Annotated in this window: 23 protein-coding genes and 1 pseudogene; 6 read left to right on the top strand and 18 right to left on the bottom strand. The window is 35.8% G+C overall.

All coding sequences use genetic code 11. The features are described 5' to 3' along the window. Positions 1 to 101 precede the first annotated feature (101 nt). From AC806_RS04015 to AC806_RS03995, 5 genes are read right to left on the bottom strand one after another with little or no spacing between them, the layout of a single operon-like run. A complete protein-coding gene (locus AC806_RS04015) occupies positions 102 to 962 on the bottom strand; it encodes an ROK family protein (protein ID WP_069028824.1) in 861 nt (286 codons plus the stop codon). A gap of 15 nt (positions 963 to 977) precedes the next feature. Continuing rightward, complete coding sequence (locus AC806_RS04010; protein WP_069028823.1) at positions 978 to 2351, bottom strand: glycoside hydrolase family 1 protein; 1374 nt, start codon at positions 2349 to 2351, stop codon at positions 978 to 980. Next, positions 2348 to 3670 (bottom strand): alpha-L-fucosidase, encoded by a 1323-nt coding sequence (locus AC806_RS04005; RefSeq protein WP_069028822.1) that lies wholly within the window; start codon positions 3668 to 3670, stop codon positions 2348 to 2350. The genes AC806_RS04010 and AC806_RS04005 overlap by 4 nt, the downstream gene beginning before the upstream one ends. Further along, positions 3670 to 4671, bottom strand: a complete 1002-nt coding sequence (locus AC806_RS04000) for a LacI family DNA-binding transcriptional regulator (protein WP_069028821.1) — start codon at positions 4669 to 4671, stop codon at positions 3670 to 3672. Before AC806_RS04000 ends, AC806_RS04005 begins: the two co-directional genes overlap by 1 nt. Before the next feature lie 28 nt (positions 4672 to 4699). Beyond that, a complete protein-coding gene (locus tag AC806_RS03995; RefSeq protein ID WP_069029381.1) occupies positions 4700 to 6019 on the bottom strand; it encodes a PTS sugar transporter subunit IIC in 1320 nt (439 codons plus the stop codon). A gap of 299 nt (positions 6020 to 6318) precedes the next feature. Here AC806_RS03995 and AC806_RS03985 point away from each other — a divergent pair, with 299 nt between their 5' ends. Further along, positions 6319 to 7050 carry a hypothetical protein gene (locus AC806_RS03985; RefSeq protein ID WP_069028819.1) on the top strand — a complete coding sequence of 244 codons (732 nt, stop codon included), beginning with the start codon at positions 6319 to 6321 and terminating at the stop codon, positions 7048 to 7050. A gap of 104 nt (positions 7051 to 7154) precedes the next feature. Here the strand turns inward: AC806_RS03985 and AC806_RS03980 are convergent, their stop codons facing one another. The 4 genes from AC806_RS03980 to AC806_RS03965 all read right to left on the bottom strand — a co-directional run bounded on the left by AC806_RS03980 (position 7155) and on the right by AC806_RS03965 (position 12040). Then, positions 7155 to 8294 (bottom strand): glycerate kinase, encoded by a 1140-nt coding sequence (locus tag AC806_RS03980; protein ID WP_069028818.1) that lies wholly within the window; start codon positions 8292 to 8294, stop codon positions 7155 to 7157. A 28-nt stretch (positions 8295 to 8322) separates the two neighbouring features. Next, positions 8323 to 9588: a GntP family permease gene (locus AC806_RS03975; RefSeq protein ID WP_069028817.1), complete on the bottom strand. Its 1266-nt coding sequence runs from the start codon at positions 9586 to 9588 to the stop codon at positions 8323 to 8325. A gap of 531 nt (positions 9589 to 10119) precedes the next feature. Next, the gene (gene murB, locus AC806_RS03970; protein ID WP_069028816.1) at positions 10120 to 11052 is read right to left on the bottom strand and encodes a UDP-N-acetylmuramate dehydrogenase; all 933 of its coding nucleotides are present in this window, start codon (positions 11050 to 11052) and stop codon (positions 10120 to 10122) included. 70 nt (positions 11053 to 11122) lie between these two features. Further along, positions 11123 to 12040 carry a Gfo/Idh/MocA family protein gene (locus AC806_RS03965; protein ID WP_069028815.1) on the bottom strand — a complete coding sequence of 306 codons (918 nt, stop codon included), beginning with the start codon at positions 12038 to 12040 and terminating at the stop codon, positions 11123 to 11125. Between the two features lie 175 nt (positions 12041 to 12215). Between AC806_RS03965 and AC806_RS03960 the strand changes: the two genes are divergently transcribed. After that, a complete protein-coding gene (locus tag AC806_RS03960) occupies positions 12216 to 12749 on the top strand; it encodes a 3'-5' exonuclease (RefSeq protein ID WP_069028814.1) in 534 nt (177 codons plus the stop codon). A 79-nt stretch (positions 12750 to 12828) separates the two neighbouring features. On the opposite strand, the gene AC806_RS03955 is transcribed toward AC806_RS03960, so the two are convergent. The 4 genes from AC806_RS03955 to AC806_RS03940 form a co-directional block, all read right to left on the bottom strand. After that, positions 12829 to 13362: a GNAT family N-acetyltransferase gene (locus tag AC806_RS03955; RefSeq protein ID WP_069028813.1), complete on the bottom strand. Its 534-nt coding sequence runs from the start codon at positions 13360 to 13362 to the stop codon at positions 12829 to 12831. Between the two features lies 1 nt (position 13363). Continuing rightward, the gene (gene tsaE, locus AC806_RS03950) at positions 13364 to 13828 is read right to left on the bottom strand and encodes a tRNA (adenosine(37)-N6)-threonylcarbamoyltransferase complex ATPase subunit type 1 TsaE (protein ID WP_069028812.1); all 465 of its coding nucleotides are present in this window, start codon (positions 13826 to 13828) and stop codon (positions 13364 to 13366) included. A gap of 185 nt (positions 13829 to 14013) precedes the next feature. Continuing rightward, entirely contained in the window at positions 14014 to 14994 is a 981-nt protein-coding gene (pta, locus tag AC806_RS03945; RefSeq protein ID WP_061841216.1) for a phosphate acetyltransferase, read from the bottom strand. Between the two features lie 151 nt (positions 14995 to 15145). Then, positions 15146 to 15826, bottom strand: coding sequence for a uracil-DNA glycosylase (locus AC806_RS03940; protein ID WP_061841215.1), 681 nt, complete (start codon positions 15824 to 15826; stop codon positions 15146 to 15148). A gap of 218 nt (positions 15827 to 16044) precedes the next feature. Between AC806_RS03940 and AC806_RS03935 the strand changes: the two genes are divergently transcribed. Both AC806_RS03935 and AC806_RS03930 read left to right on the top strand, forming a co-directional pair. After that, positions 16045 to 16917 (top strand): Cof-type HAD-IIB family hydrolase, encoded by an 873-nt coding sequence (locus AC806_RS03935; RefSeq protein WP_061841214.1) that lies wholly within the window; start codon positions 16045 to 16047, stop codon positions 16915 to 16917. 54 nt (positions 16918 to 16971) lie between these two features. Continuing rightward, positions 16972 to 17499, top strand: a complete 528-nt coding sequence (locus AC806_RS03930; protein ID WP_069028811.1) for an LURP-one-related/scramblase family protein — start codon at positions 16972 to 16974, stop codon at positions 17497 to 17499. A 34-nt stretch (positions 17500 to 17533) separates the two neighbouring features. On the opposite strand, the gene AC806_RS03925 is transcribed toward AC806_RS03930, so the two are convergent. Then, entirely contained in the window at positions 17534 to 18100 is a 567-nt protein-coding gene (locus tag AC806_RS03925; protein WP_069028810.1) for a GNAT family N-acetyltransferase, read from the bottom strand. A 78-nt stretch (positions 18101 to 18178) separates the two neighbouring features. On the opposite strand from AC806_RS03925, the gene nrdI reads away from it, so the two are divergent. Next, complete coding sequence (nrdI, locus tag AC806_RS03920) at positions 18179 to 18634, top strand: class Ib ribonucleoside-diphosphate reductase assembly flavoprotein NrdI (protein ID WP_014124515.1); 456 nt, start codon at positions 18179 to 18181, stop codon at positions 18632 to 18634. Positions 18635 to 18659: 25 nt separating this feature from the next. Then, positions 18660 to 19490, top strand: coding sequence for a LysR family transcriptional regulator (locus AC806_RS03915; RefSeq protein ID WP_061841211.1), 831 nt, complete (start codon positions 18660 to 18662; stop codon positions 19488 to 19490). 182 nt (positions 19491 to 19672) lie between these two features. Here the strand turns inward: AC806_RS03915 and AC806_RS03910 are convergent, their stop codons facing one another. The 4 genes and pseudogenes from AC806_RS03910 to AC806_RS03895 all read right to left on the bottom strand — a co-directional run bounded on the left by AC806_RS03910 (position 19673) and on the right by AC806_RS03895 (position 24642). Next, positions 19673 to 21475, bottom strand: a complete 1803-nt coding sequence (locus AC806_RS03910; protein WP_014124513.1) for an LTA synthase family protein — start codon at positions 21473 to 21475, stop codon at positions 19673 to 19675. Positions 21476 to 21646: 171 nt separating this feature from the next. Further along, positions 21647 to 22101, bottom strand: a pseudogene (gene tnpA, locus AC806_RS03905) (IS200/IS605 family transposase). A 223-nt stretch (positions 22102 to 22324) separates the two neighbouring features. After that, entirely contained in the window at positions 22325 to 23149 is an 825-nt protein-coding gene (gene nadE / locus AC806_RS03900) for an ammonia-dependent NAD(+) synthetase (protein WP_069028809.1), read from the bottom strand. Between the two features lie 26 nt (positions 23150 to 23175). Beyond that, entirely contained in the window at positions 23176 to 24642 is a 1467-nt protein-coding gene (locus tag AC806_RS03895; RefSeq protein WP_069028808.1) for a nicotinate phosphoribosyltransferase, read from the bottom strand. Positions 24643 to 24766 lie beyond the last annotated feature (124 nt).

The following is a 24766-nucleotide window of genomic DNA, read 5'->3' as shown; positions in this document are numbered from 1 at the left end:
AAAAACTGTCGCTATTTTTATTTTCAGAGAAAAATAAAAATAAGCACTAAAAAAGATTACCCCTTTTCTAATGCTTATTTTTAGTCATTATAATAACTACTTTATTGTTTTAGAGTTTCAAAATTTAACGCTGCGCCAATAAGATTCGCATCATTATGGTACTGACAAGCTTGGATTTCTGGCATAATGGATTCAATATCGTCTTTTGCTAGATTATTATATAGTCGTTTACGCAATTCGTTGATAAATTCATTTCGCGCAGAAACACCTCCGCCGATAATCACCATCTCTGGATCTAAAGAGACTTGAATATTATATAGACTTTCCACCAAGGAATCATACATTTCTGAAACGGCTTGTTCCGCGTCAACATTGCCTTCCTTTTTTAGATCAAAAAGTTGGACGCCGTCTATGTTTTGACCAAATTTTTCAGAAAAACGCAAAGCTGTGTTTCGAACAGTCCCATTCACACTCAAAGATTTCCCATTCTGATTACGCATAAGACCAAATTCACCACCGAAAAGATGGGCGCCTTTGTATAATTGATTATGAATAAAAATGGCACCCCCGACACCCGTTCCAATAACAAGAAACACCGCTTGTTGTACTTGTTTTCCTGCTCCTTGAATCATTTCACAAATGCCAGCACAATTGGCATCATTTTCGATGGTAACAGGTAATTTTAAATAGTCTTCCAATTCAGCAAAAATGGGGCGATGATGAAGATAAGATACCGCACTTATGCCATCAATTCTTCGTTTCTCCACATTGACTGCGCCTGGAGAACTAATAGCAACGCCTGTAACCTCAGTATCAAAATTTTTGATTGTTTGAGCAAAAGTTTCTTCTAGTTGGGTAAAAGAAGAGGGGGTAGGAAATTTCCCCTTCTGTTTAATTGCCCCTTTTTGCCACAAACCATATTTTACTGCAGTACCGCCAATATCAAAAACTGCCAGACTCATTGTTTTCCTCTTTTCTTAATACCCATTATTTTGTGCGACTTCTTTGTACCATAGCCCACTTTTTTTCAAATGACGTTCAAAGTTATTATCCAATTCCAAACGATAAAAGCCATAACGGTTACGATAGCCATTTAGCCATGACCAGCAGTCAATAAAGGTCCAAGTATGATAGCCAAAGCAATTACTGCCTTCTTGAATCCCTTGATAAAGATAATCCAAGTGTTCTTTCATAAAATCAATGCGATAATCGTCTTGAATCATGCCTTGTTCATCCATAAAACGTTCCTCATTCGCAACGCCCATACCATTTTCGCTCACATACCAAGGGAAATTGTCATACTCATTTTTCATCATCATCGCCACATCATAGATGGCTTTGGGATAAATCTCCCAGCCACGATAAGGGTTAATCCTTTTTTCTGGCCAGTCATAAGGGGCATATAAGTCCTCTGGATCTTGCGCAGGAAAACGTGGATTTTCAGGTGCTTGTACGCGTAAAGGCTGATAATAATTTAAGCCAATAAAATCTACTGTATTTTCTTTCATTACTTCTTTATCAGAAGGGTTCGTTTCTGGGGTTAGCTCATGTCCTTTGATTAATTGCACCAAAGCTTCAGGTATAGCTCCTTTGACTGCTGGATCTAAGAAACTTTTCATCGTTAATAAATCGGCATTTTCTTTGGCTTTTTGGTCAGCTTGTGCAGCGCTGCGTGCATAAGCCGGAGTAATATTTAAGATAATGCCGATACTGCCTTTAGGCTTTACTTCACGAAAAGCTTGCACGGCATAAACGTGAGCCATCAAGGTATGGTAACCCACTTGGACTGCTTTTTTGAAATCATGAATAGCTGGATAATGAGCACCATTTAAATAGCCACATTCAATATGCACGATGGGTTCATTAAAGGTTGTCCATTGATCAATTAGGTCTCCAAACAACTCAAACGCCGTTCTTGCATAAAAAGCAAAAGCATCCACCGATTCACGACTTTCCCAACCGCCCTTTTCCATTAGCCACATCGGCATATCAAAATGAAATAAGTTAATAATAGGTTGAACACCTTCTGCAAGGATATGTTCAAAATAATCGCGATAAAAAGCCACTGCCTCCTGGTTTACATGTTTGCCATCAGGTAAAAGCCGTGCCCAGGAAATAGACGTCCGAAAAGAATTAAGCCCAACTTCTTTCATTCGCTGGCAATCTTTTTTATACATTTCATAGATATTCGACGTATTTTCAGGTCCTTGATTCTCGTAGAATTTTTCCGGATTGGTTTGAAACCAATAATCCCAAGTTGTAGCAGACTTACCATTTTGTGAACTATGACCTTCAGATTGCGGGGCAGAAGTGGCTGAACCCCATAAGAAATTTTTCGGGAATGTTTTCATAAATTTTCCTCCAATTTTATTTGTACTCCTACAAAAGGTGATTTTTGTAAAACAACAACTTTTCGCTGGTTCATTGTAAGTGTTTGGTTGGTTTCCATATTAATGATCTTTTTTATTTTTGCTGGAAATTGTGCCAAATTCAAACAAAGTGTATCATCAGTATTTTTGTGAAAAGCAAAAACACTGTTTTGTTTATAAGTAAAGTACCAACCAGATTGCGTGAAACTTTCGTAAGGACGCGTTTCATATATCCCTTTACCATAAATTTTTAACCACTCACCTAATTTTTTCATAATTTCTTGAGCCTTTTTAGGGAGAGTTCCGTCTGGTTTAGGCCCAATACCTAAGATAATGTTACCACCTAAGGCTACTACTTGAATAACAGAATTTAAAATTTCTTCAAATGTTTTATACTCATCATTAGGAACATACCCCCAATTTTTTGCTAGAGGGATATTACTCTCCCAGGCTTTTTTAGGAGGAATCTCCGGGATTTTCCTTTCTGGTGTAACATAATTTTCATATTTCCCACCAACTGCTCGATCTACAACTAATAAGTCGGGCTGAATTTTTCGCAGTTTAGTCACAATTTTATCCATGGGTAAATATTCATTATGGTCAGTATTAACCCAACCACCATCAAGCCATAAAATATCAATTGGACCATAATTTTTAATTAATTCTGTTAATTGATTTTCAACATATTGACTAAATTTTTCCCACGTTTTTGGCTCCTTTAGTGGATTATAGCTAGCATAACGTCCTATAGGTTCTTCTTCTTTTCTCCAATAATCATTCGAATGCCAATCAGCTTTAGAATAATACAATCCAGTAGCTATCCCTTCATTATGAAAAGCATTTATAAGGTGTTTTAAAATATCAGCATGTTTATTTGTGTGAAAAGTACTTTCGCTATTTGTTATTTTATAGTCACTATATTGTGTATCATACATATTAAAACCATCATGGTGTTTTGTTGTAAATAGCATATATCGAAAACCAGCGATCTTTGCCATTTTTGCCCAATGCTGCGGGTTAAATTTTTCTGGATTGAATACTTGGCTCAATGACCAATAATCCTTACGTAAAGTAGAGAGGTCTTCACGCCATGCGCCTTTTTTTCTTGCCCAGTCATCTTCTTTAGAGAGTTGCCAAGACTCTACAATACCTGCTTGTGAATACAAGCCCCAATGAAAAATCACCCCAATTTTTTGATCAGAAAACCACTTTAATTTATCAGTAATTTGCTGAGGTAATTCGTTGTATTCTTCTTGTAAAGCTGCTGAATTTTCTTCAATGTCTTTGCGTATTTTTGCCATTACTTATCCATTCTCCTTACTGAATCACGCCATAAGATTTTATTGGGTATGACAAACTTTTCGCCATCCACTGTATTTTCTTCTTGAATTTTTTTAACGATTTGTTCGGCAGCAAGCAAACTTATATCAGTCACTGGCTGACGAATAACAGTCAGCTTAGGTTTAAAAATATCACTTGCGTCAAAATAATCAAAACTTGCAAAAGAGAGTTCTTCTCCTAATTGTATTTCTTTTTCAGAGATTGCTTGTAATGCACCTAGCGACATATTGTAATTACAGACAAAAATAGCGCTAGTTTGCTGTTTTAAGAGCTTATTTACACCTACATAACCACTTTCTTTTGAATAATCTCCATAGTATATCTTTGCATGTCCTGCAAGTGGAACTTGCATCTCGTTAAACGCTTCGAGCGCTCCTTCTAGTCGCTCTCTAGCAATGTAGTCTTTTTGTAAACCAGCAATAATCCCTATTTCTTTATGTCCATAAGCAATCATTTTTTTTACAACCAATTTTGTACTTTCCCTATTATCCATGGTAATTGAGTCGACTTTAGGAAAGTCAAGCGGGGTGTTTATCGAAACCACAGGAATATCTAAATTTTTAAGTTTTTTTGTCTCTTGCCACTCTTGTTCAGCTTCAAAAACAATCAGACCATCTACTTTACGAGAAAGTAAAAAATCAAGTTTAGTCCCTAATTGACTTTTATTTTTTTGAAAACCGCTAAATAACATACTGTAACCAAGTTTTTCTAATTCATCAGCTAAAGTAGCAATCATGGCTGCTGAAAATATGCTTTGTGCGTTATTCATTAACAAACCAATAGACATTGTCCGATTACTTTTTAATCCTTTGGCAGAATAATTTTGTTGATAATCGAGTTTTTGAATAGCTGCTTCAATTTGTTTCATATTTGCATCTTTCAACTTATGCCCGTTTAGATAACGAGAAACACTACCAACAGAAACATTGGCTAACTTTGCAACTTCTTGTATAGTGGCCATAAGGTCTGATCCTCTTTTCTATTATCATTTACTCTATATTCTCCTGCATTCCACGATTAGCCGCAAGTATAAATGGCATATATAAGAAAATATCCAGAATAAATAAAACAACTGAAAGCAAAGTTGCCGGAATATCTCCAGCTGTAGTTACCCAAGTTGTAATAATAGGAGGTAACACCCATGGTGGAATAACTACACTTCTTCCCACAAGTCCTAAAACAGTTAAAGGATACGCAATAGCTAGATTAACAAGTGGTACACCAATAAAAGGTATCGCCAAGTAAGGATTCATTACAACAGGAAGGCCAAACATAATGGGTTCTGAGACATTGAAAAAACTTGGTAATAAGCCTATTTTAGCGATATTTTTATAATCTTTTCGTTTAGAGACCCATACAATTGCTATTAACATAGGTAATATTGCGCCAGTTCCACCGAATAACGTATACATACCAATCCAAGGGTTTGTAACAATGTTAGGGATGGCATCTCCAACATTGAACGCATCTACATTTTGTTGAATTGCTGTTAGCATTGGTGGAGAGGTAACAGAAGAAACAATATTTTGCCCATGCAAGCCAAAGAACCATAAGACTTGTGTAAATATTTGGACAACAAACAAACCAACTGGGCTCTCCATAGCTTTTTGTAATGGAACAGAAATAATTAATTGGATGATATCTGGAACGGATTGCCCTGTTCCTTTGACAATAGCAAAAGTTACAACCGCAAAGATAGCGATCGTTAAACACTCGGGAATTAACGCATTAAATGAACCTGCAACAGCTGGAGGTACACCGTCCGGCATTTTTATACGTAATTTTTTCTTGTTTGATAACCTCACCAATAATTCCGTTCCTAATAACGCAGCAATAATTCCAACAAACATGCCGCCAGAAGAAGTCAGTGATTGTAAATAAACTCCTGTCACTTCTACTGTTTCTTCCGAATCAACCAGCGTAGCTTCGTTAAATAAAGGAAACATAATCATAGCAATCGCTAAGCTTAAAATCCCCGCATGTAGTTCACTAAGATTTTCTCGTTTAATTTTTCCGGTTGAAATATAGTGACTTGTCATGCGATAACCGATTAAAAAGGTAACAAATATTGTCATTATCCCTAATGTCCCGTTATTTACCATTAATGCTAAATCGGACAAAGAAGACAAATCGACATATTCATTCACCGTTTCATTTGAAAAAATAAGCGCATTCAACAAAATAAATAAAGAATTGGCGATAATAATAGGGCTAATATCTACAAAACTATCACGTATTGCTACTAAATGACGCTGATTTGCCATTTTTGAAGCAAAAGGCATCAACCATTTGGAGATTTTTTCAGTCATAGACAATTTTTTCACGCTTTCTTTTTATATATTTTTGAATCGATTCAAAAATATAATAGCACAAAACTTTTAGTTTGAAAATGGTTTCATTGGAAATAAAAAAATATGATCTAGTCTTTATTTTCCAAACTATCTTTTTCTTATTTTTTGTAATACTGTTCGAACGAGTCGCTTCATTTATTATTCCATCAGAAATTATTTCCATTTCTGATAATACTACCAAAAATCGACTTACTTTATGAGAACGTTCGCACCTTCATCATGCTAATATAAACAAAAATATGGAAAGGAAGAATAAAATGAAGAAGACAGAAAAAGAAAAGAGAAAGCTATTTGAAGAAAAGGAAGGAAATCCCTTTGATGATGTCATAGGTCGCAGGCTCAAAGAGAAGATGGACAGTTATCCTGACATGGATAAATACGTGATGTTTTTAGCTGTAATGAAAGTGCTGATTGAATATGCAGAGAATGGTAACTGGGCTAAAAAAGCACCAGATTTTGTTAAAAAGTATTATTTTCCACAAAAGCAAATAGAAGAAGTACAGCAAATTTCTGCGTTTCGTTATTCTTATCAAGACTACTGTGAATTAACTCGCGATTATTATTTATTGACAGAAACCACAGGTAAAAAAATATTCCAAAAAATGTTGGATTGGTTTCCTTCAGAAAGAGAAAAAAATAGAATTGCTACTTGGCCAGCTTCTTTTGTAATAAGCTTATTTCGTCCTATTGAATTGGAAAATAAAATCTACTTCGAAGACATTCGAACGAAAGAAAGATATAAAGCAACGCTTCTTGATGACGCACTGATTAATAAAATTAAAACATTTCGTGCGCCTTTCTTATCGTTATTAGTCCCGTCTGATAAAGGGTACTTAACTGATATTATTTTAGAATGTGAAAACTTTGATCTTATCAATCCGACTAAAACAAAAAATCTTTCTAAAAAAGACTGGGGAGAATACGTATTTCGTTGGTATCGAACAAATTTATTAAAGTCACTTACATCAGAACGCTCTCAATCGAACTAGACTGGAATTAGGATCCCTCCGAAACGGCTTCTTCTAAGAAAATATAAAAAATAGCAACGTTCAACCAAGATTTTTTGGAGAACGTTGCTTTATGTTAAATATATTTATAATGAACGTGATAATTTTATAATTGTCGCTATATTTGTAGCTAAAGTTTCCACATTTTCTTTTCCATTGGCTAAAACTGTTTCTAGAGAAGAAAGTTGAGGAATAATACTAAACGCAGCATCAATTCCCTCTTTATAAATTGATTCATATCCTTCATTTAAACTACCAGCCAAAGCAATCGTAGGGATGCCCAACTTCTTTCCGATATGAGAAACAGCTACAGGCGTTTTTCCAAAGCGCGTCTGATGATTAATACTACCTTCTCCCGTTATTAAAAGTGCAGCATCTTTTAATGCATCTTCAAGACTCAACATTTCAACTAGTAAATCTCCACCTCTTTGTAACTTGGCATCTAAAAAACCTAATAAACCAGCTCCTAATCCACCTGCAGCGCCTGCTCCTGCTGGTGAATCAATATCTTTTCCCATTTGTTTTTTGACAATCTCTGCGTAGTGAACTAGATTTTTATCCAATTGTTCAAGCATTTTCGAATCGCCACCTTTTTGCGGCCCATAAATGTAAGAAGCACCATTTGGACCTGTTAAAGGATTATCTACATCACACGCAACCCTAAAAGTAACATCTTTAATACGAGAATGTATGTTAGAAACATCTATAAATTGAAGTTCTTTCAGTCCTTCTCCAGTCGGAAAGATATTTTTTTCATTTTTATCTAAAAGTTTTCCACCTAGACTCATAATCATTCCAGCACCACCGTCGTTAGTAGCGCTTCCGCCGATACCTAGGATGATCTCTTCAACCCCTTCATCTAAAGCTGAATGTATTAACTCACCAAAACCATATGTCGAGGTTTTTAAAGGATTACGGTCGCTTGGCTCTACTTTATCCAGGCCTGAAGAAGCTGCCATTTCAATCACTGCCACTTTTTTATCACCCGTTAATCCATACTGTGCTTTCAAAGATTCTCCTAATGGTCCTTTTACAGTCTCTGTCTTAAAACTGCCTCCTGTAGCATCAATAATCGATTGTACTGTTCCTTCTCCGCCATCTGCCATTGGAACTTTTAAATATTCTTCATTTGGCAATACTTTTTTAAAGCCCTTTTCAATAGCCGTTGCTGCTTCTAAAGATGTCATACTTTCTTTAAATGAATCTGGTGCGATCACAATTTTCATCTTTTAGTTCCTTTCTGTTTTTATAAAGTTATCCTATCATTCCAAAAATAACAACCGAAACAATTGTAATAGTTAGACCAACCAATGTTTCATAAGGAATGAGTTTCAACCTATCCTTAAATTTCATTTGAACGCTCCCACCTGTTGCATGGAAGAAACTTCCATGTGGCATATGGTCTAATACTGTAGCACCGGCATGAACCATAGCTGCACCGGCAATACCTGAAACGCCAGATTCTAGTAATGTGCTGCTGAAAACTTGACCAGCAACAATTGCCCCTGAAGTTGTAGAAGCGGTTGCACCTGACATAAGAATACCTGCTAATGGTGCCAGTAAATAAACAGGTAAACCCAAATCAGAAATAAAATTAATTAAAACATCGCCTAATGTCGAATTTGTGATCACTCCGGCAATCAAACCAGTCCCAATTAATAGCACTGCAACATTAGACATTTTACTTAACCCAAAAGTCGCTTGTCCTATAATTCCTTTAAAGCGTCCCATAATAACTGAACCTGTGACACCACCTAATGGTAAAGCAATCATAGGATCAATTTCAATACCAAATATTGGTCTTAACGAAAGTAAAATAACAGCTACTAAGGGACCGGATAGCGCTGTCATAAAACTCGGTAACTCTAATTCAGATCTTTTGTCTTCATCAGTGTCCTCCAAAGTTACTCCTACGCCTTTTTTCGTTAATCGTTTAGCCAAGAAATAAGTAATAAATAAAGCCACAAAAGCAGGGATTACTCCAGCAAGCATGACAGAAGTTAGCGGTGTCGCAAAAGCGTCGGATAGTGCTATTGTATTAGGATTAGGAGACATAACATTACCTGCTTTTCCGCCACCAATCATAGCTAATAAAATGGCTGTTTTACTAATGTTAGCATTTTTAGCAATGATTAATGCAATGGGAGCAACTGTAATAACTGATATATCAATAAAAACGCCAACTGTAGTTAAAATCATTGTTGCTAAAGCTAGTGCAAAAAGTGCTTTTGTTTCACCAATTTTATTGATAATTGTCCGAGCAATTGATTCCGCGCCCCCTGTTTCGATTAAAACACCAGCTAAAATACCTGCAGCCAAAATCCTCAAAATAGCTGTAACCATGTCTTGTGCTCCGTTTATCATCAACTCAATCGTTTCAGCTAAACTTGCTCCTCCTAAGAGTCCTCCTGCTAATGCTCCGATAAAAAGTCCATATACTGGTGGTGTCTTGATAAAAATCAAAATAATAGCAATAATTAAACCTGTTACAGCACCAAAAGCAGTTACTTGTATATCCATTTTTTTCCTCCTTGAAAATTTTAGTTATTCCCCGTCGCTAAAATACATGCCAAAAAACCTAATTTTTCAGTTTTAGATGAAAAATTAGGTTAAGCCTATGATAGTTACTCCCATTAAATAAGTTTTTAAATCATGCTATTTTTCATATTATTTAAAATTGTTCTTACTAATATTCCTCCTTTACTAATTATGATATTTAGATTAAAGTGCCATAGTTAAAAACATTATAAAAAATATGGTTAGTTATACCGCTTTCAAAGTTATTATATAATAACTTAAGTTACTCCACAATATAATTGACAAAAAGAACCTATACCTCTCTTCAACTTTTAAATAAAGGATTTTATTTAATTAGATAGACGACTTTTTTTAAACCAAAATACCAAATAGTTAATTTTTGCACAATATCAGCATTTTTTCTAAACTTTTCTATTCTTTTTTATTACGTGGCAATACTGAAAGCAAAAAATCCATAGAAATTTGCACAAATAGGCGAACTTCTATGGATCTTCTCATATCTTAAATTAACTACTATTTCTGATTTTTATCAACCATTGTCTCATTGACTTCTTCTCCGATAATTCTTACCTCGGTTTGCAAGTCAACATCAAATTTTTCTTTAATTACTTCTTGGATATGACCGATCAGTTCTACATAATCCGTAGCTGTTGCACCGTCTAGGTTAATAATAAAACCGGCGTGTTTATTAGAAACCTGCGCGCCGCCCCATTGTAATCCTTGTAGACCAGCCTCTTGGATTAATTGTCCTGTAAAATGACCAGGGGGGCGTTTGAAGACACTTCCACAAGAGGGGTATTCTAAGGGTTGTTTAGATTCTCGTAAATAAGTCAACTCGTCCATACGTTCTTTGATAAAATGATGCTGTCCTTCTTGTAGAGAAAAACGCGCATTTAAAATGATGCCATGACGAACTTGAATGATGCTATTTCGATAGCTAAAATCCATATCTTGGTTAGAAAAAGTTTGCACGGTACCATCTGGCATCAAAACATCACTAGAAGCAAATACATCTTTTATCTCACCGCCATATGCACCAGCATTCATAAAAACTGCGCCACCTACACTGCCAGGAATACCGCAAGCAAATTCTAAACCACTTAAAGACGCATCAAGCGCTGCATAACTGGTATCTATTAAACGCGCACCTGCTTGCACTTCAACTGTATCATCAGTAACTTTAATTTGGTCCATCGACAAAAGCATAATAACAAGACCACGGATACCGCCATCACGAACAATTAAGTTACTAGCATTTCCTAAAACTAGCCAGGGAATGTCATGATTACGACAATACAAAACTAATTCTTCAGCTTCTTCAGCAGTTTCCGGAAAAGCTAAAACATCAGCCGGTCCACCCGTTTTTGTAAATGTATAATATTTTAAAGGTTCATCTATCAATAAATTAATCGCAGGAAATTGTTGTACTAATTTTTCTTTATCCACCGAGAACTTCTCCTTTTTCCAAACATCTTACTCATTCTATCACGTTCTTAGCGAACTGACTACTGATAGTTTAGTGCATTCTACTTTTTTCAACTTGTTTTAATATTTCCGCGCAAATTTTATGACTATCATAGACATTTTCCTGACGTAAATCCGTCGTTGATCGCGTCTTTAAAGCCTTGAGAAAAGCTTGAACCATTGGATAAAACCCACGCTTTACCAAAGTATTTTCCCAATCACCAAAAGTTTCCATTTGCTCTATATCTTCTTTTTGCGTGATATATTTTGTTAAATTTGTTAAACGATGAATGCCTTCTTCGGTAGTTACTTGGTAATTTTCCTGATTACTGCCACTTTTAGTATCCATACTTAAAATCGCTGTCGATTGTTTTGTTTCTAACTTAAGCAAAGCTGTCTCTAAATGTTGCTTAGTTTCACGGATATCACTGTAAAATGTTTGAACTGGATCATCTAAGAGATAAATTGCCGTATCGACCAAATGTAAAAAGACATCAAAAATTTCAAAGGTCGTCTCTTCAGAATTGGCTAGTTGGTTCTTTTCCAAAAATAACATACGCTTAAACTTTTGCTGGTTCAATCTTTCTACCATAGGAGCGAATCGACGATTGAACCCTATCATTAAAATTCGTTGTTTCTCTTTGGCTAGATTTAATAGTTCTTCTACTTCGGCAATATCTTCACTTAAAGGTTTATCGACAAATACATCCACACCGTTTTCTAAACATTTTTTTACCAACGAATAATGCGTTTTTGTTGCTGTGTGAATAAAGCAGGCTTGGATTCCTTCTGCTAATAAATCATCCAAATATGTATTCATATGCTGCAGATGATACTTATCTTGCAGCTTTTTTTGTACTTCTTTATTTCTAGTCGCAAAATAAAACGCTGCTTGATCTTGCATCTGCGTATAAACAGGCAAATAAGCTTTTTGCGCAATATTTCCTAGACCTAAAACGCCCACTTTCATCTCTTATCCTCCAAATTTTCATTTGTTTTTATATTAACGTATTTTGCGATAAAACAAAACTTATATAGTCTGCTTTCTCATGTCAGAAAATTTGAAGGAGAACTGAATTGGTGCTAAAATGTAGGGGTGTATTCAAAGGGAACATACCAGCCCTTTAATAGGAGATGTATAGCAAATGAATTTTATCGCAATGGATTTTGAAACAGCTAACTACCAAAGACACAGTGCTTGTTCACTAGCTTTAGTCATGGTAGAAAATAGCCAAATCGTAGACGAATATTATACCTTAATTAAACCGGAAACAAAGTTTTTCTGGAAAAACATGCAAATTCACGGCATTCATCCAGAAGATGTTGCCGATGCACCAAAATTTCCTGAAATTTGGCAAACAATCCATCCTTACTTTCAAGAAAATAATCTCGTTGTAGCACATAACGCTGGCTTTGATAATAGCGTACTAGCAGGTTGTTTAAACTATTATAATTTAGAACCTGCCCGATTTTTATCATTATGTACCGTCAAGACGAGTCGCAAACTTTATCCTGAAATCAGTAACCATCGTTTGAATACGATGTGTGACTTTTTGCATATTCCACTGGATAATCATCACGACGCACTAGCTGATAGTCGTGCTTGCGCAAATATTTTACTAGAAGAAGAAAAGTACTTTGGTACTGAACCCTTTAAAAAATTAGTAACAGCAAAATAAAAGGCAAAAGCTCATCAATTGGGCTCTTGCCTTTTATTATAGTGTTTTTGAGGAAAGACTCCGTGTTTCTTTATTCGATTTAGCTTGCAGAATCAATCATCTTACTCATTAGCAACACATCCAAAAAGCGTCCATCGTCACCAATAGCGCCGCGCTCTAATACAGCTTCGGTTTGAAAACCATATTTTTCATAAAGATGGCTTGCACGGCTATTTTGTTTTTGTACGGTTAACTCTAAGCGGCGAATCTGTCCAGTTTGTTGGGACCAATCGATCAACTCTTCTAATAAAACACTACCTAAGCCTATGCCCCAGTAATCCTGTAAAATTGAGATACCTACTTCGCCAATATGTGAGATGCGTTTTTCTTCACTTGTTCTGACAGAAGCAGTTCCCACAATTCGCCCCTCTACTTCTGCGACCAAAAGCAATTGCTTATCACTCTCGTAAATTGTTTCAAGCTGATTTTCTAATAAATGAATCGGTAAATCCATGCCATGTTCGTCCATGACTAAAAATTCCGTTTGTTTGCCGATAGTTTGCGAAACTTTTACTATTTGCTCAGCATCTTCGGCTAATGCTTCCCGGATATTAACATCTACTTCTTCAGACATTTTACAGCTCCCATCTTTTCTCAATTCTTTTTTTGAAATCTTCGGCTTGCTCACCAAATGCCTGCAATACTACTGTACGTTTATTTTCATCATCCGAATCTTTTTCAATAGTAAGTTCTAAATAATCTAATGGGACTGCATCTTCTAATTGTTTCCCCCACTCAATTACACAAAGGCCATCACCTTCAAAATATTCATCTAAGCCTAAATCCCAAGCACCTGAATCAATCCGATAGACATCCATATGATACAAAGGTAGTCTTCCATTAGGATATTCTCGAATAATTGTATAAGTGGGACTTTTAATCGTTTGTTTAATTTCCAAGCCTTTAGCGATTCCCTTTGTTAAGGTTGTTTTACCAGCGCCTAAATCTCCGGTCAAGATTAAATTATCGCTTGCTTTGGCTACTTCACCAATGACTATAGCGAATGCTTCTGTGGCTTGTAGGTTTTGTAAAGTGATCACCTTTTTCACTTCCTTTCAATCAATGGCTAGTATAGCTGCTTTAATAAAAAATGGCAAAGATTTTACAGTCTACTGCTAAGTAGTAATGAATCCATAATTGTAAAATGATGAAGATTTCAATTCAAAAAAGCTAAAAGAGTCGGCGCTAACTTCAACCAACTTTTTTAGCTTTAAAAAATACTTTTTTAATTCATCAATGATTGACCTGCAGTAATAATTGCTAGCTTATAAACATCTTCTTCATTACAGCCACGAGACAAATCAGAAACCGGCTTGTTTAAGCCTTGTAAAATTGGGCCAATCGCTTCAAAGTTACCTAAGCGCTGTGCAATCTTATAGCCGATGTTTCCAGATTGTAAATCAGGAAAAACAAAAACATTCGCTTTGCCTGCAACATCAGATTCAGGAGCTTTTAGTTGAGCCACTGTTTGAATATAAGCCGAATCAAATTGCAACTCACCGTCAATTGGTAGCTCGGGAGCTAAATCTTTTGCCAATTTCGTCGCTTCAATCGTCGCGTCTGATTGCGGGCCGTGCGCAGAGCCTTTCGTTGAAAAGCTTAACATTGCCACACGCGGATCAATATCAAACATTTCCGCTGTTTTAGCTGATTCAACAGCAATTTCTGCTAATTCTTTGGGTTCAGGGGCAATATTAATCGCACAATCTGAAAAGATATATTTTTCTTGTTCATTTCCGCGCATCATCAAAAACGCACCGCTTGTACGACTTACACCAGGTTTGGTTTTAATGATTTGCAAAGCTGGACGTACTGTATCACCAGTAGCATGAATCGCGCCGGATACTAAACCATCGGTGATTCCCATATAAGTCAACATTGTGCCAAAATAGTTTTCATCTTTTAGGATTTCTTCTGCCTGCTCACGAGTCGCTTTTCCTTTACGACGTTCCAAAAATGCTTCTACAATTTGTTCCCAGCGCTTACAATTGTCTGGATCATAAATCGTCATATTAGAAATATTGATTCCCCGAGTAGCTGCGGCCGTTTCAATTTCACTTTGCTTTCCGATCAAGACTGGTTCAATCAATTCTTCCCCTCTTAAACGAGCTACAGCACTTAAAATACGAGTATCTGATGCTTCAGGAAAAGCGATTTTGATTCCACGACGAACAATTTTAAATTTCAGACTATCAAATAATTCCATGAATTGGTTCCCTCCAGATTTTATTTACCTCTTCATCATACACTATAACAGCGGAAAAAAACAGGGCTTCTTTCTGTATTAATAAAAAAACACCTTTTAAACATTTGCTTAATTTGAAAAGATGAACTGCTATATTACGGCTTTCAATCTGTTATACTTTTTGTGGTAATCGCCAATCAATAGGTTCTTTACCTAAAGCGATAAGCGCGTTATTGGCTTGAGAAAAAGGTTTTGACCCAAAAAAGCCACGGTGAGCAGATAACGGGCTAGGATGAACAGATTTAATAATCACATGTTTGCTTGTGTCGATCATAGAAATCTTCTTTTGTGCAGGTTTTCCCCATAGAATAAATATCACAGGATCTTGACGTTCATTTAATTTTTCAATGACTTTATCGGTCAAACGTTCCCAACCTTTTCCTCGGTGTGAATAAGCTTGGCCTTCTCGTACGGTTAAAACCGTATTTAATAATAAAACCCCTTGTTTGGCCCAAGGCACTAAATATCCATGATCTACCGGCGAAATGCCTAAGTCACTTTCTAATTCTTTATAAATATTTTGTAAAGAAGGTGGTACTTTCACACCCGGCTGCACGGAAAAAGATAAACCGTGTGCTTGATTTGGGCCGTGATAAGGATCTTGACCTAAAATAACGATTTTCACCTTTTCATAAGGCGTTATCTGTAAAGCCTCAAAAATATGATACATATCAGGATGAATTTTCTGACTCGCATATTCTTCTTTTAAAAATTCACGTAAATCTTTATAGTATGGCTTTTGGAACTCATCAGCTAAAATATCTTGCCAACTATTATTGATGATCGTCTTCATTTGAAATAAATCCTCCTTATTTTTAAGGATATCTCAGAAATTGTCTGGCTACAAGTAAAGACACATTTTTTTACTAAAAAACTTTTTTCTAGCTAAGAAATTCTAATAAGAATATGGTAAACTGAAATTGTATAAAAAGAAGAAGCGGCAATGTAAAGTCGTTTTGCGAATGGACTTTCGTAGATTTTTTACTTGCCTAGGATGAAAGGAACAAATATATGATTAAGCTAATAGCTTCAGATATGGACGGCACTTTGCTTGATGCAAATATGCAAATTCCTGAAAAAAACGTAGCAGCAATTAAATATGCCCAAACACAAGGGGTGGAATTTATGGTGGCTACAGGTCGAAACCGTTTTGAAGCACTTCCCTCACTAAAAGAAGCAGGAATCGATTGTGCGATGATTACGCTTAACGGCGCTCAGGTTTTTGATAAAGCAGGGAACTCTATGTTTATGGAGCCGATTGATGTAGAAACAGCAGATAAAGTTTTAGATCTCTTAGAAAAAGAAGACATTTACTGCGAAATTTCAACTAACAAAGGAACTTTTTCGCAAAGTAAAGAACGACGTATTGAAAATTTTGCTACCATAGTAGCCGAAGCAATGCCCCATTTAACGCGTAAAATGGCAATCGCCATGTCCACTGCACGTCTTGAATTTTTACCTATCCATTTTGTCGACAGTATCCGTGAAGTGATGCATCAAGAAGATATTATCGTCTTAAAAATTATTTGTTTCCATAGGGATGGCGCGGCATTTTTAGGCCCTGCTGCTCGTATTGTAGATGAAAGTTTTGAAAATTTATTTGTCACTTCATCTGGACAAAATAATTTGGAAATCAACCATCGCTTAGCACAAAAAGGCATCGCGGTCGCTCATATAGCAAAAGAACGCGGTATTTCTTTAGATGAAGTCATGACAATTGGTGATAATCTAAACGATGTTAGCATGATCCAAACAGCAGGTGTTAGTTTTGCGATGGATAATGGTTTGCCAGAAGTAAAAGAATACGCCAAATATACGACAGATACCAATGTCGCTTCCGGTGTCGGCCAAGCGATTTATCGCTCTATTGAAGAAAATTTATAGTGTTTTGCTTTTTTGCACGAACACCTTGATTGTTTAAACAAGGAGGTGAAGGGCATGCCAGAATTTTATATTCAAGATAAGCAATTAAGTAACATTACACGTACGGTTGTGACAGATGAAAAAGGTCAATCCCTTTTCTTACTTGTCGGACGCTGGGGTACAAAAGGCGATGCTCTTTCTTTATATCGAATGAACGGCAACTTAGTCGCTAGTATCAAACAGATCAGTTGGACTTTTGGTAAACGTTTTGAGATTTATGAAAACTATACTAAAGTGGGGACTTTACAAAAAATCTTTAATTGGCCAGGTGATTTTTATTACATTCCAAGATTAAATTGGAGTGTTTATGGAGATATTTACAATCACCATTACAAAATTCGGCGCTTTAACGAGGAAATCATGCAAATGAATAAAGCTGTGTTTTTAACTGGCGACTATTATATGCTAGAGATTCCCAATCCAAACAATGCGCCTACTTGTATCTGTGTCGCAGCTATTATGGACTATTGGTTATATAATCGTAATCGAAAAAAGAAAGCTGCTTTTTATTTTGATTTTAAACTATCCAACAGTCTAGAGTAAAAAGACAGAACCTAATTGGTCCTGTCTTTTTTCATTAAGAATGAATCTCTTTTTGCATATGATGATAAGGATGGTCACTGATGATTTGCTCCCCAACGATTTTAAATCCATTCTCTTCGTATAGTCTTTGCGCCTTTTTATTCGCATGGTCCACACAAAGGCCTAAAACCGTGGCGCCTTCTTTTTTGGCAAAATCTTCAGTAGCATCTAACAGTGCTGTAGCAATCCCTTGCCCACGATAAGCTGAATCTACACAAAGCGTATCTAGATACCACTCCCCAGCAAAACTTTCTTTTTCGCCAAACATAGATTGATCAGCTACATTATATTTAGCGAGCACTTTTTCTAAACTTCTATCGATCGTTTCTTCCTCGCTAGCAAAATAACCAAAAGCAATTCCAGCGACTTCCCCATCAACCTCATTTACCAAGCCATGTTTCCTGCCATACCGATACTCAGGATCTTGCATAGCTTCTTGTAAAATTTTTAAAGTCGTTTGTTCATCGACTTTATTTAAAAAGGGTAACTCCATATCCTTTAAAATAACTAATATTAATTCCGCAATTTTGGGTTGATCCTCTTTTTTGGCAAAACGAATCATAAAATTCCTTCTTTCTTATAAAATTATTTTCCAACATTTACTTATATTTGCTATACTATCTCCAGGAGGTAATATCCAATGAATGTAGTATATATATCTATTTCTGGCAACACTCGTTCTTTTGTGCAACGTCTCCAACGATTTGCCGAAGAAAAAAATGTTAATGAGCTAATTATACACGCAAAAGAAATCGACGACAATACACCTGAAGAAGAAGAAACTGAACCATTTTTTGCTTTTGTTCCTACTTACTTAGAAGGCGGCAATGGCATCGATAATGGAGATCAGGAAATCTTAACTGAAAGCTTACGAGATTATATCGAATTTAAAAATAATCCAAATCTTTGCTTAGGAGTAATCGGCAGCGGCAATAAAAATTTTAACGACCAATATTGTTTAACTGCTAAACAGTACGCTGAACAGTTTGATATCCCTTTTTTGGCTGATTTTGAATTACGTGGTACCAATGACGAAATCCAAAATATTTACCACTTACTCTGTGAAAAATGGCAAGCTGCCGTAGATGAATTTTAAAATTTATAGCAAATGAGGTGAAGGTTTGTTTCACTTATTAAAAGCTTTTTTATCTGTTTATGAAACCCATAATTTTACCAAGACAGCCAACAGTCTTTATCTAACACAACCTACTGTGTCCGCTCAAATCCGAAAATTAGAGGATCATTTAAATGTCACTTTATTTATTCGCAATGGGAAACAAGAAATTCTTCCTACCAAAGAAGCTGATTTTTTATATCCTAGAATTTTAAAGATTATTGAAGAATGGAATGACGCCATTACGCATGTAAATACACAAAAAAGTTATCGTGAAAATTGTGTTTTGGCTAGTTCTCAAACTTGCGGAACCTATCTGATCCCTAAAATTGTACCTATTTTGGTCAAGCGTTTCCCTATGGTTAATTTTAGTTTTCCAGTCATGTCAGGAGAAGAAATTGTCCAAGCATTAGAAAAAGCAAAAGTTGATTTTGGCTTGATTGAAACTCCAGAACGTAGTGAATTGGTTGATCGTTATATCGTCACTAAAGACGAATTAGTACTAGCAGGTGATCCTGATTCCGACTATTGGTTACTACCTGAAACCGACTCTCCTCTGGGTTTTATCAATGAAAATTATTTAAAATCTAACAACCTAACGCCTAATATTATCCGTACTTATAACCATGAGATGGTTTTAGCACTGTTAAAGCACCATGTAGGAAAAACGATCGTTTCCAAGTTAGCTTTAGAGCAAAATTTACCCTACCAATGTTTAGATTCTTTCGGCGAACGCAATCTATATTTTTTAACACGTAAGAAGGTAGTATCGGAAAAGTTAGGACAGATTTCTGCTTTTATCCAAGAACAATTATCCCATCGCGAAATGTTTTCTTAAAAAAATGGCTTACTGGTTTTTTAACCAAATAAGCCATTTTTTTATCCACAATTTTTATCCAAAAAACATCCACACCTCTACTTAGCGTTTCACAAAAATAGTCGTAAAAGAAAAATTAAAAGGCGTGATTTCATGTTTTAAATGATAAAATTATTTTTTATTAAAGCTAAACGTGAAACAACTTAATTGAAAAAATCGTTTTCTAAACTATATTGTTCCCCTTGTAAAATATCGTATTGAATCAAACGATAATCCTGGTAAATTTCTTGTTGCTTTTTATTCAACTTTAACTCTTCATGAAATTGTTTATCATTATCTACATACATCCTCGCCTCAAAAGCAGGCAGTATATCTTCTAAATCTAATAAAAGTTCATAAAAAGGTGTTGACTGCAAGCCTGCTTTTTCAAATAAATTCGGTGCGAAGTAAAAAGGACTCGTAACCTCCCCTTCTTCGTGTTGTAAATCTTCTTTTGAATCTACCATTAAAAATTCCGTTTGATGTAAATTAGCTTCATCATTTTGTTCTTGTAGTTGATCAGAATAAATCCCTGGTAAGTGATCGCCCCAAAAAACGACTAAGGTACGTTCTGGTAATTTTTCCAGTTCTTGGGTGAAGTCTTTTAGCGCTTTTCCACTGTAATGAATGTCTTGTAAATAATGTTCAACATTACGATTATTATCATTTCCACTTACTTGATAATCAACATTATCATATTTGCCCTCATAAGGCATATGCGTTTGCATAGTCACCAAATGAAAGAACTGTGGTGTTTTTTCTTCTTGTAATTGATCCAATATTTGCTGATAAGCGGCCTCATCAGAAATATAAGGATTATTTTCGATGGTTTGAGTATAATCCATACTATCTTGATCGATAAAACGATCAAAACCTAAGATTGAATAAACATCTTGTCTTTTATACATGGAAGTATCATAAGGGTGGATCGCAGTTGCATCATATCCGCGATCTTTTGTTAAAGAAACCAATGAAGGCAAATCATCCATCTTAGGTATTAACATCGTATAAGGGGTTGTCATCTGCGGATTCAATAATTCCATAGAAAAACTCGTTAGTGCCTCAAATTCAATATTCGCTGTACCCCCACCGTAATTTTGCGAAAGCATTTTCCCACTGTAGGTTTGCTCAGCTAGGTCATAATACTCTTTTAAAGGATTTCCTGAAACCGAGAGTCCCTGTAGATGCTCAGGATCAGAAAAACTTTCACTCATCACATAGACAATATTAGGCTGCTCTTTACTTTCAGCTGGTTCAACTTCCTCTTGGTATTTTTCTGTAATATCTGCAATTGCTTCTTGTGAATACCCTTCAGGCTCTTTCATTGCGTCCACCCGCAAATTATATAAAAAACCACCTACAAAACCGACATTATAGTAATTCATTTCTTGCGAATAAGGAATCCACAAAGCGGTTTGATCATAACCTTTTCTTAGCAAGTTACTCTCATCATTGAAATGACTAATATATACCAAACCTAAACTGCTAAGACAAAGCATCATAACGCGCAAGATTTGTGTATTTTTGGCTAAAAAGAAACTACGATATAATTGATAGATAAAAAGAAGTCCAACAGCGATCATTAAAATAAGAACGAACACAAAGGGGCCTGTCCCAATAACTTCTCTAAAAAACCCCAACTGAGTCACCATTTGTAAATCATCAGGATAAACCGGTTCTTGTCGAAAGGACATTTTCAAATAAGTAGCAATGCCTATGATCGTAATAAAAAGGCTATAAAAACTAGCACCAGCAATTAACGAGCCTGCCAGACTACTGAAAAAGATAAACAGTATCAACAAAACCAAACTAGCTAAAAAGAATTTTTCTGTATGCCATGAAAAAGCAAATTTTATGGCTAAATCAATGGATAGCTCATTTTGACACCATTGTAAAAAAAGATTACTAAAGATAATTCCACAAAAAATCACTAAAGTTAAGACGAAATATTTTAATTTTTTATTCATTCTTTTCAAACACCTTACTAAAAATCATAACCACCCTTCAAAAGGGTGGTTTGCTCTGGGGCTATAAGCCCCCAATACTAGCCAGCGTCTCAAGGCGCTGGCTTTCACTTTGTTCAAGCCACACTGGTTTTGTCGCTTTTGCTACCTCTCAAGAGGTGTTTTTATCACTCTCTAACCCTTAAAAGGGTCTGCATATTCTCGAACACTTAGTTTATCTAAGGCCATATCATGTTTTTCTTGCTCTTGAATATATTTCTTGATGGTTGCCTCATTAAGACCCACTGTGCTCACATAATAACCTTCTGCCCAAAAATGACGATTCCCAAATTTGTACTTCAAATTGGCATGTTTATCAAACATCATCATGGCGCTTTTTCCTTTTAAATACCCCATAAAGCTAGAAATACTTATCTTCGGTGGTATACTTACGAGCAAGTGAACATGATCGGGCATCATATGTCCTTCTAGGATTTCTACACCTTTATAACTGCACAATCTTTTGATAATCTCTTGTAGACTTGCTCTGTATTGATTATAAACAATTTTTCTTCTATACTTGGGGGTGAATACAATATGGTATTGCATAACCATTTTGTATGGGCTAAACTATTTGCTTTGTTAGCCAACTGAATCTCTTCCTTTCATTACCATGTAGCCTGAACAACTACATTGTAACGCTAGTGAAGAGATTTTTTTAGTATAACTTTTTCCTTTCCACCCGCATAGCGGGTGGTTTTTTGTTTCGCACGCTACGCGAGCTCAACCCGGTCTAAAGACTTAATAAAAAGGGAAACCTCAACGTTTCCCTTAGCTATTGTTAACAAAATCCAAACAAATACTTGCGCGCTTTTATTTCCAAAAGTCATCAAAAATCGTGATCGGTTGATGTCTTTTATGTTGCGTTTTCGCCCATAAATTTTCAATTGTTTCTTGGGCTTGTTGGGAAACGCGTTTTCCTTCTAGGTAATCGTCAATCTCTTGATAAGTTACACCTAATGCAGTTTCATCACTAATTAGTGGCTTTTCTTCTTCTAAATCTGCAGTTGGCACCTTAACATAAAGTTCTTCTGGTGCGTTCAACGTTTCTAATAACAGCTGTCCTTGTCTTTTGTTTAAGCGGAACAAAGGCATGATATCAGCTGCCCCATCACCAAATTTCGTGAAAAATCCTGTAATATTTTCTGCCGCATGATCTGTTCCGATCACTGCACCCGAAAACTCACCAGCAATTGCGTATTGCGTAATCATACGCTGGCGTGCTTTTATATTCCCTTTATTAAAATCCGAAACTGACATACCCACAGTTTCCAAAGAAGATACTTGAGCATCTACTGCCGGTTTAATATCAACTGCGATTTGTGTATCTGGTTGAATAAACTCAATAGCGCGTTCAGCGTCTTCTTCATCTGCTTGTGTCCCATAAGGAAGTCGTACCGCAATAAAATGATAGTCCGAATCTTGGGTCTCTTGTCGCATTTCCTCCATGGCTATTTGTGTCATACGTCCAGCTAATGAAGAGTCCTGTCCACCACTAATACCTAATACAAAGGTTTTAAAAAAAGAGTTTTTGTATAAATAATCTTTTAAAAATTCTATACTCTTTCTGATTTCTTCTTCTGGATCAATGGTCGGCTGGACGCCTGTTTCATTGATAATTTTTGTTTGTAAACTCAAAATAATTCCTCCTACATATATAACAATTAAGATGTTATATCTTCTACCTCTTGACGAACTTTATTCAAAAGTCTCATCTTATGATTATAACAATCTGTCGATAAATCTACTGGATAAGGTTGTGGATTTAACTCACGTTTATACTCTTCCCACAAGGAAGCTAAGCAACTTTTAGAATATTCTTTGATCTCTTCTAAAGAAGGCATATCATAAATTAATGCACCTTGTGCAAAAATATCATGTAAAAGAACGCGAGCAGTAAAATCAGTAACCGTTTTGTTAATATAAGTGTGTACGGGATGAAACATATAGATACTTTCTTGTTCGTTAGGTTTTTCATCCCACAAAGTGACGTAGTCTCCTTGTGATTTTCCATCTGAATTACGTGTAATACGCCATACTTGTTTTTTTCCAGGCGTTGTTACTTTTTCTGCGTTACTGGAAAGTTTGATTGTATCAACCATTTCTCCTTGATCATTTTCAATCGAAACTAATTTATAAACCGCACCTAATGCAGGTTGATCATAAGCAGTAATCAGATTCGTTCCCACACCCCAGACATCAATTTTGGCTTTTTGCATTTTTAGATTTAAAATCGTGTTTTCGTCAAGGTCATTGGAGGCATAAATTTTCGCCTCAGGAAAACCAGCGTCATCCAACTGCTCTCGAACTTTTTTGGAAATATAGGCCATATCCCCGCTATCAATTCGCACTCCTAAGAAATTGATCTGATCGCCTAATTCTTTAGCTACACGTATCGCATTTGGTACGCCTAGTTTTAATGTATCATAGGTATCCACTAAAAAGACACAATCTCTATGCGTTTTAGCATAAGCCATAAAACCATCATAATCATTCCCATAAGATTGAATAAGTGAATGTGCATGTGTCCCAGCATCCGGAATACCAAATACTTTACCGGCGCGTACATTACTAGTAGCATCAGCACCACCCACATAGGAAGCCCGAGCTCCCCAAAAAGCAGCATCCATCTCTTGTCCACGTCTTGAACCAAATTCCAAGAGCGGATCTTCTCCGATAACCGACTTAATACGGGCTGCTTTGGTGGCAATTAATGTTTGAAAGTTAACGATATTTAAAATAGCAGTTTCTACTAATTGCGCTTGAGCTAGAGGTCCTTCTACTTGGATAATAGGCTCATTGGCAAAAACCAAATCCCCTTCTTTAGCTGAACGAACAGTACAACTAAAAGAAAAATTTTTTAAATAATCCAAAAAACCTTCCGGATAATTTTCTACTGAACGTAGATATTCAATGTCTGATTCAGTGAATTTCAAATTTTTTAAATAATCAACCAAACGCTCCAACCCAGCAAATACTGCATAACCATTTTTAAAAGGCATTTCCCTAAAAAAACATTCAAAAACCGCATGCTTATCAGCACGCCCTAGTTCCCAATAAGTTTTCATCATATTAATTTGATAAAGATCCGTATGCAGTGCTAAACTATCATCTTTGTAGGTTTTATTCATTACACTCAGACTCCCTCAATTTTTCTCCATTATATTATAACAAAGATAATCACAGCAATGTAACAATAACACTTAAAATAAGTAAAATATTATAGAATGACTTGTAGACTTCCTTTTTATTTCG

It is taken from the genome of Tetragenococcus halophilus (genome assembly GCF_001712815.1).
In the GTDB taxonomy this organism is placed as follows: Bacteria; Bacillota; Bacilli; order Lactobacillales; family Enterococcaceae; genus Tetragenococcus; species Tetragenococcus halophilus.
Note: the sequence above shows the minus strand (reverse complement) of the source record. Positions and strands in the feature narration are given on the sequence as shown.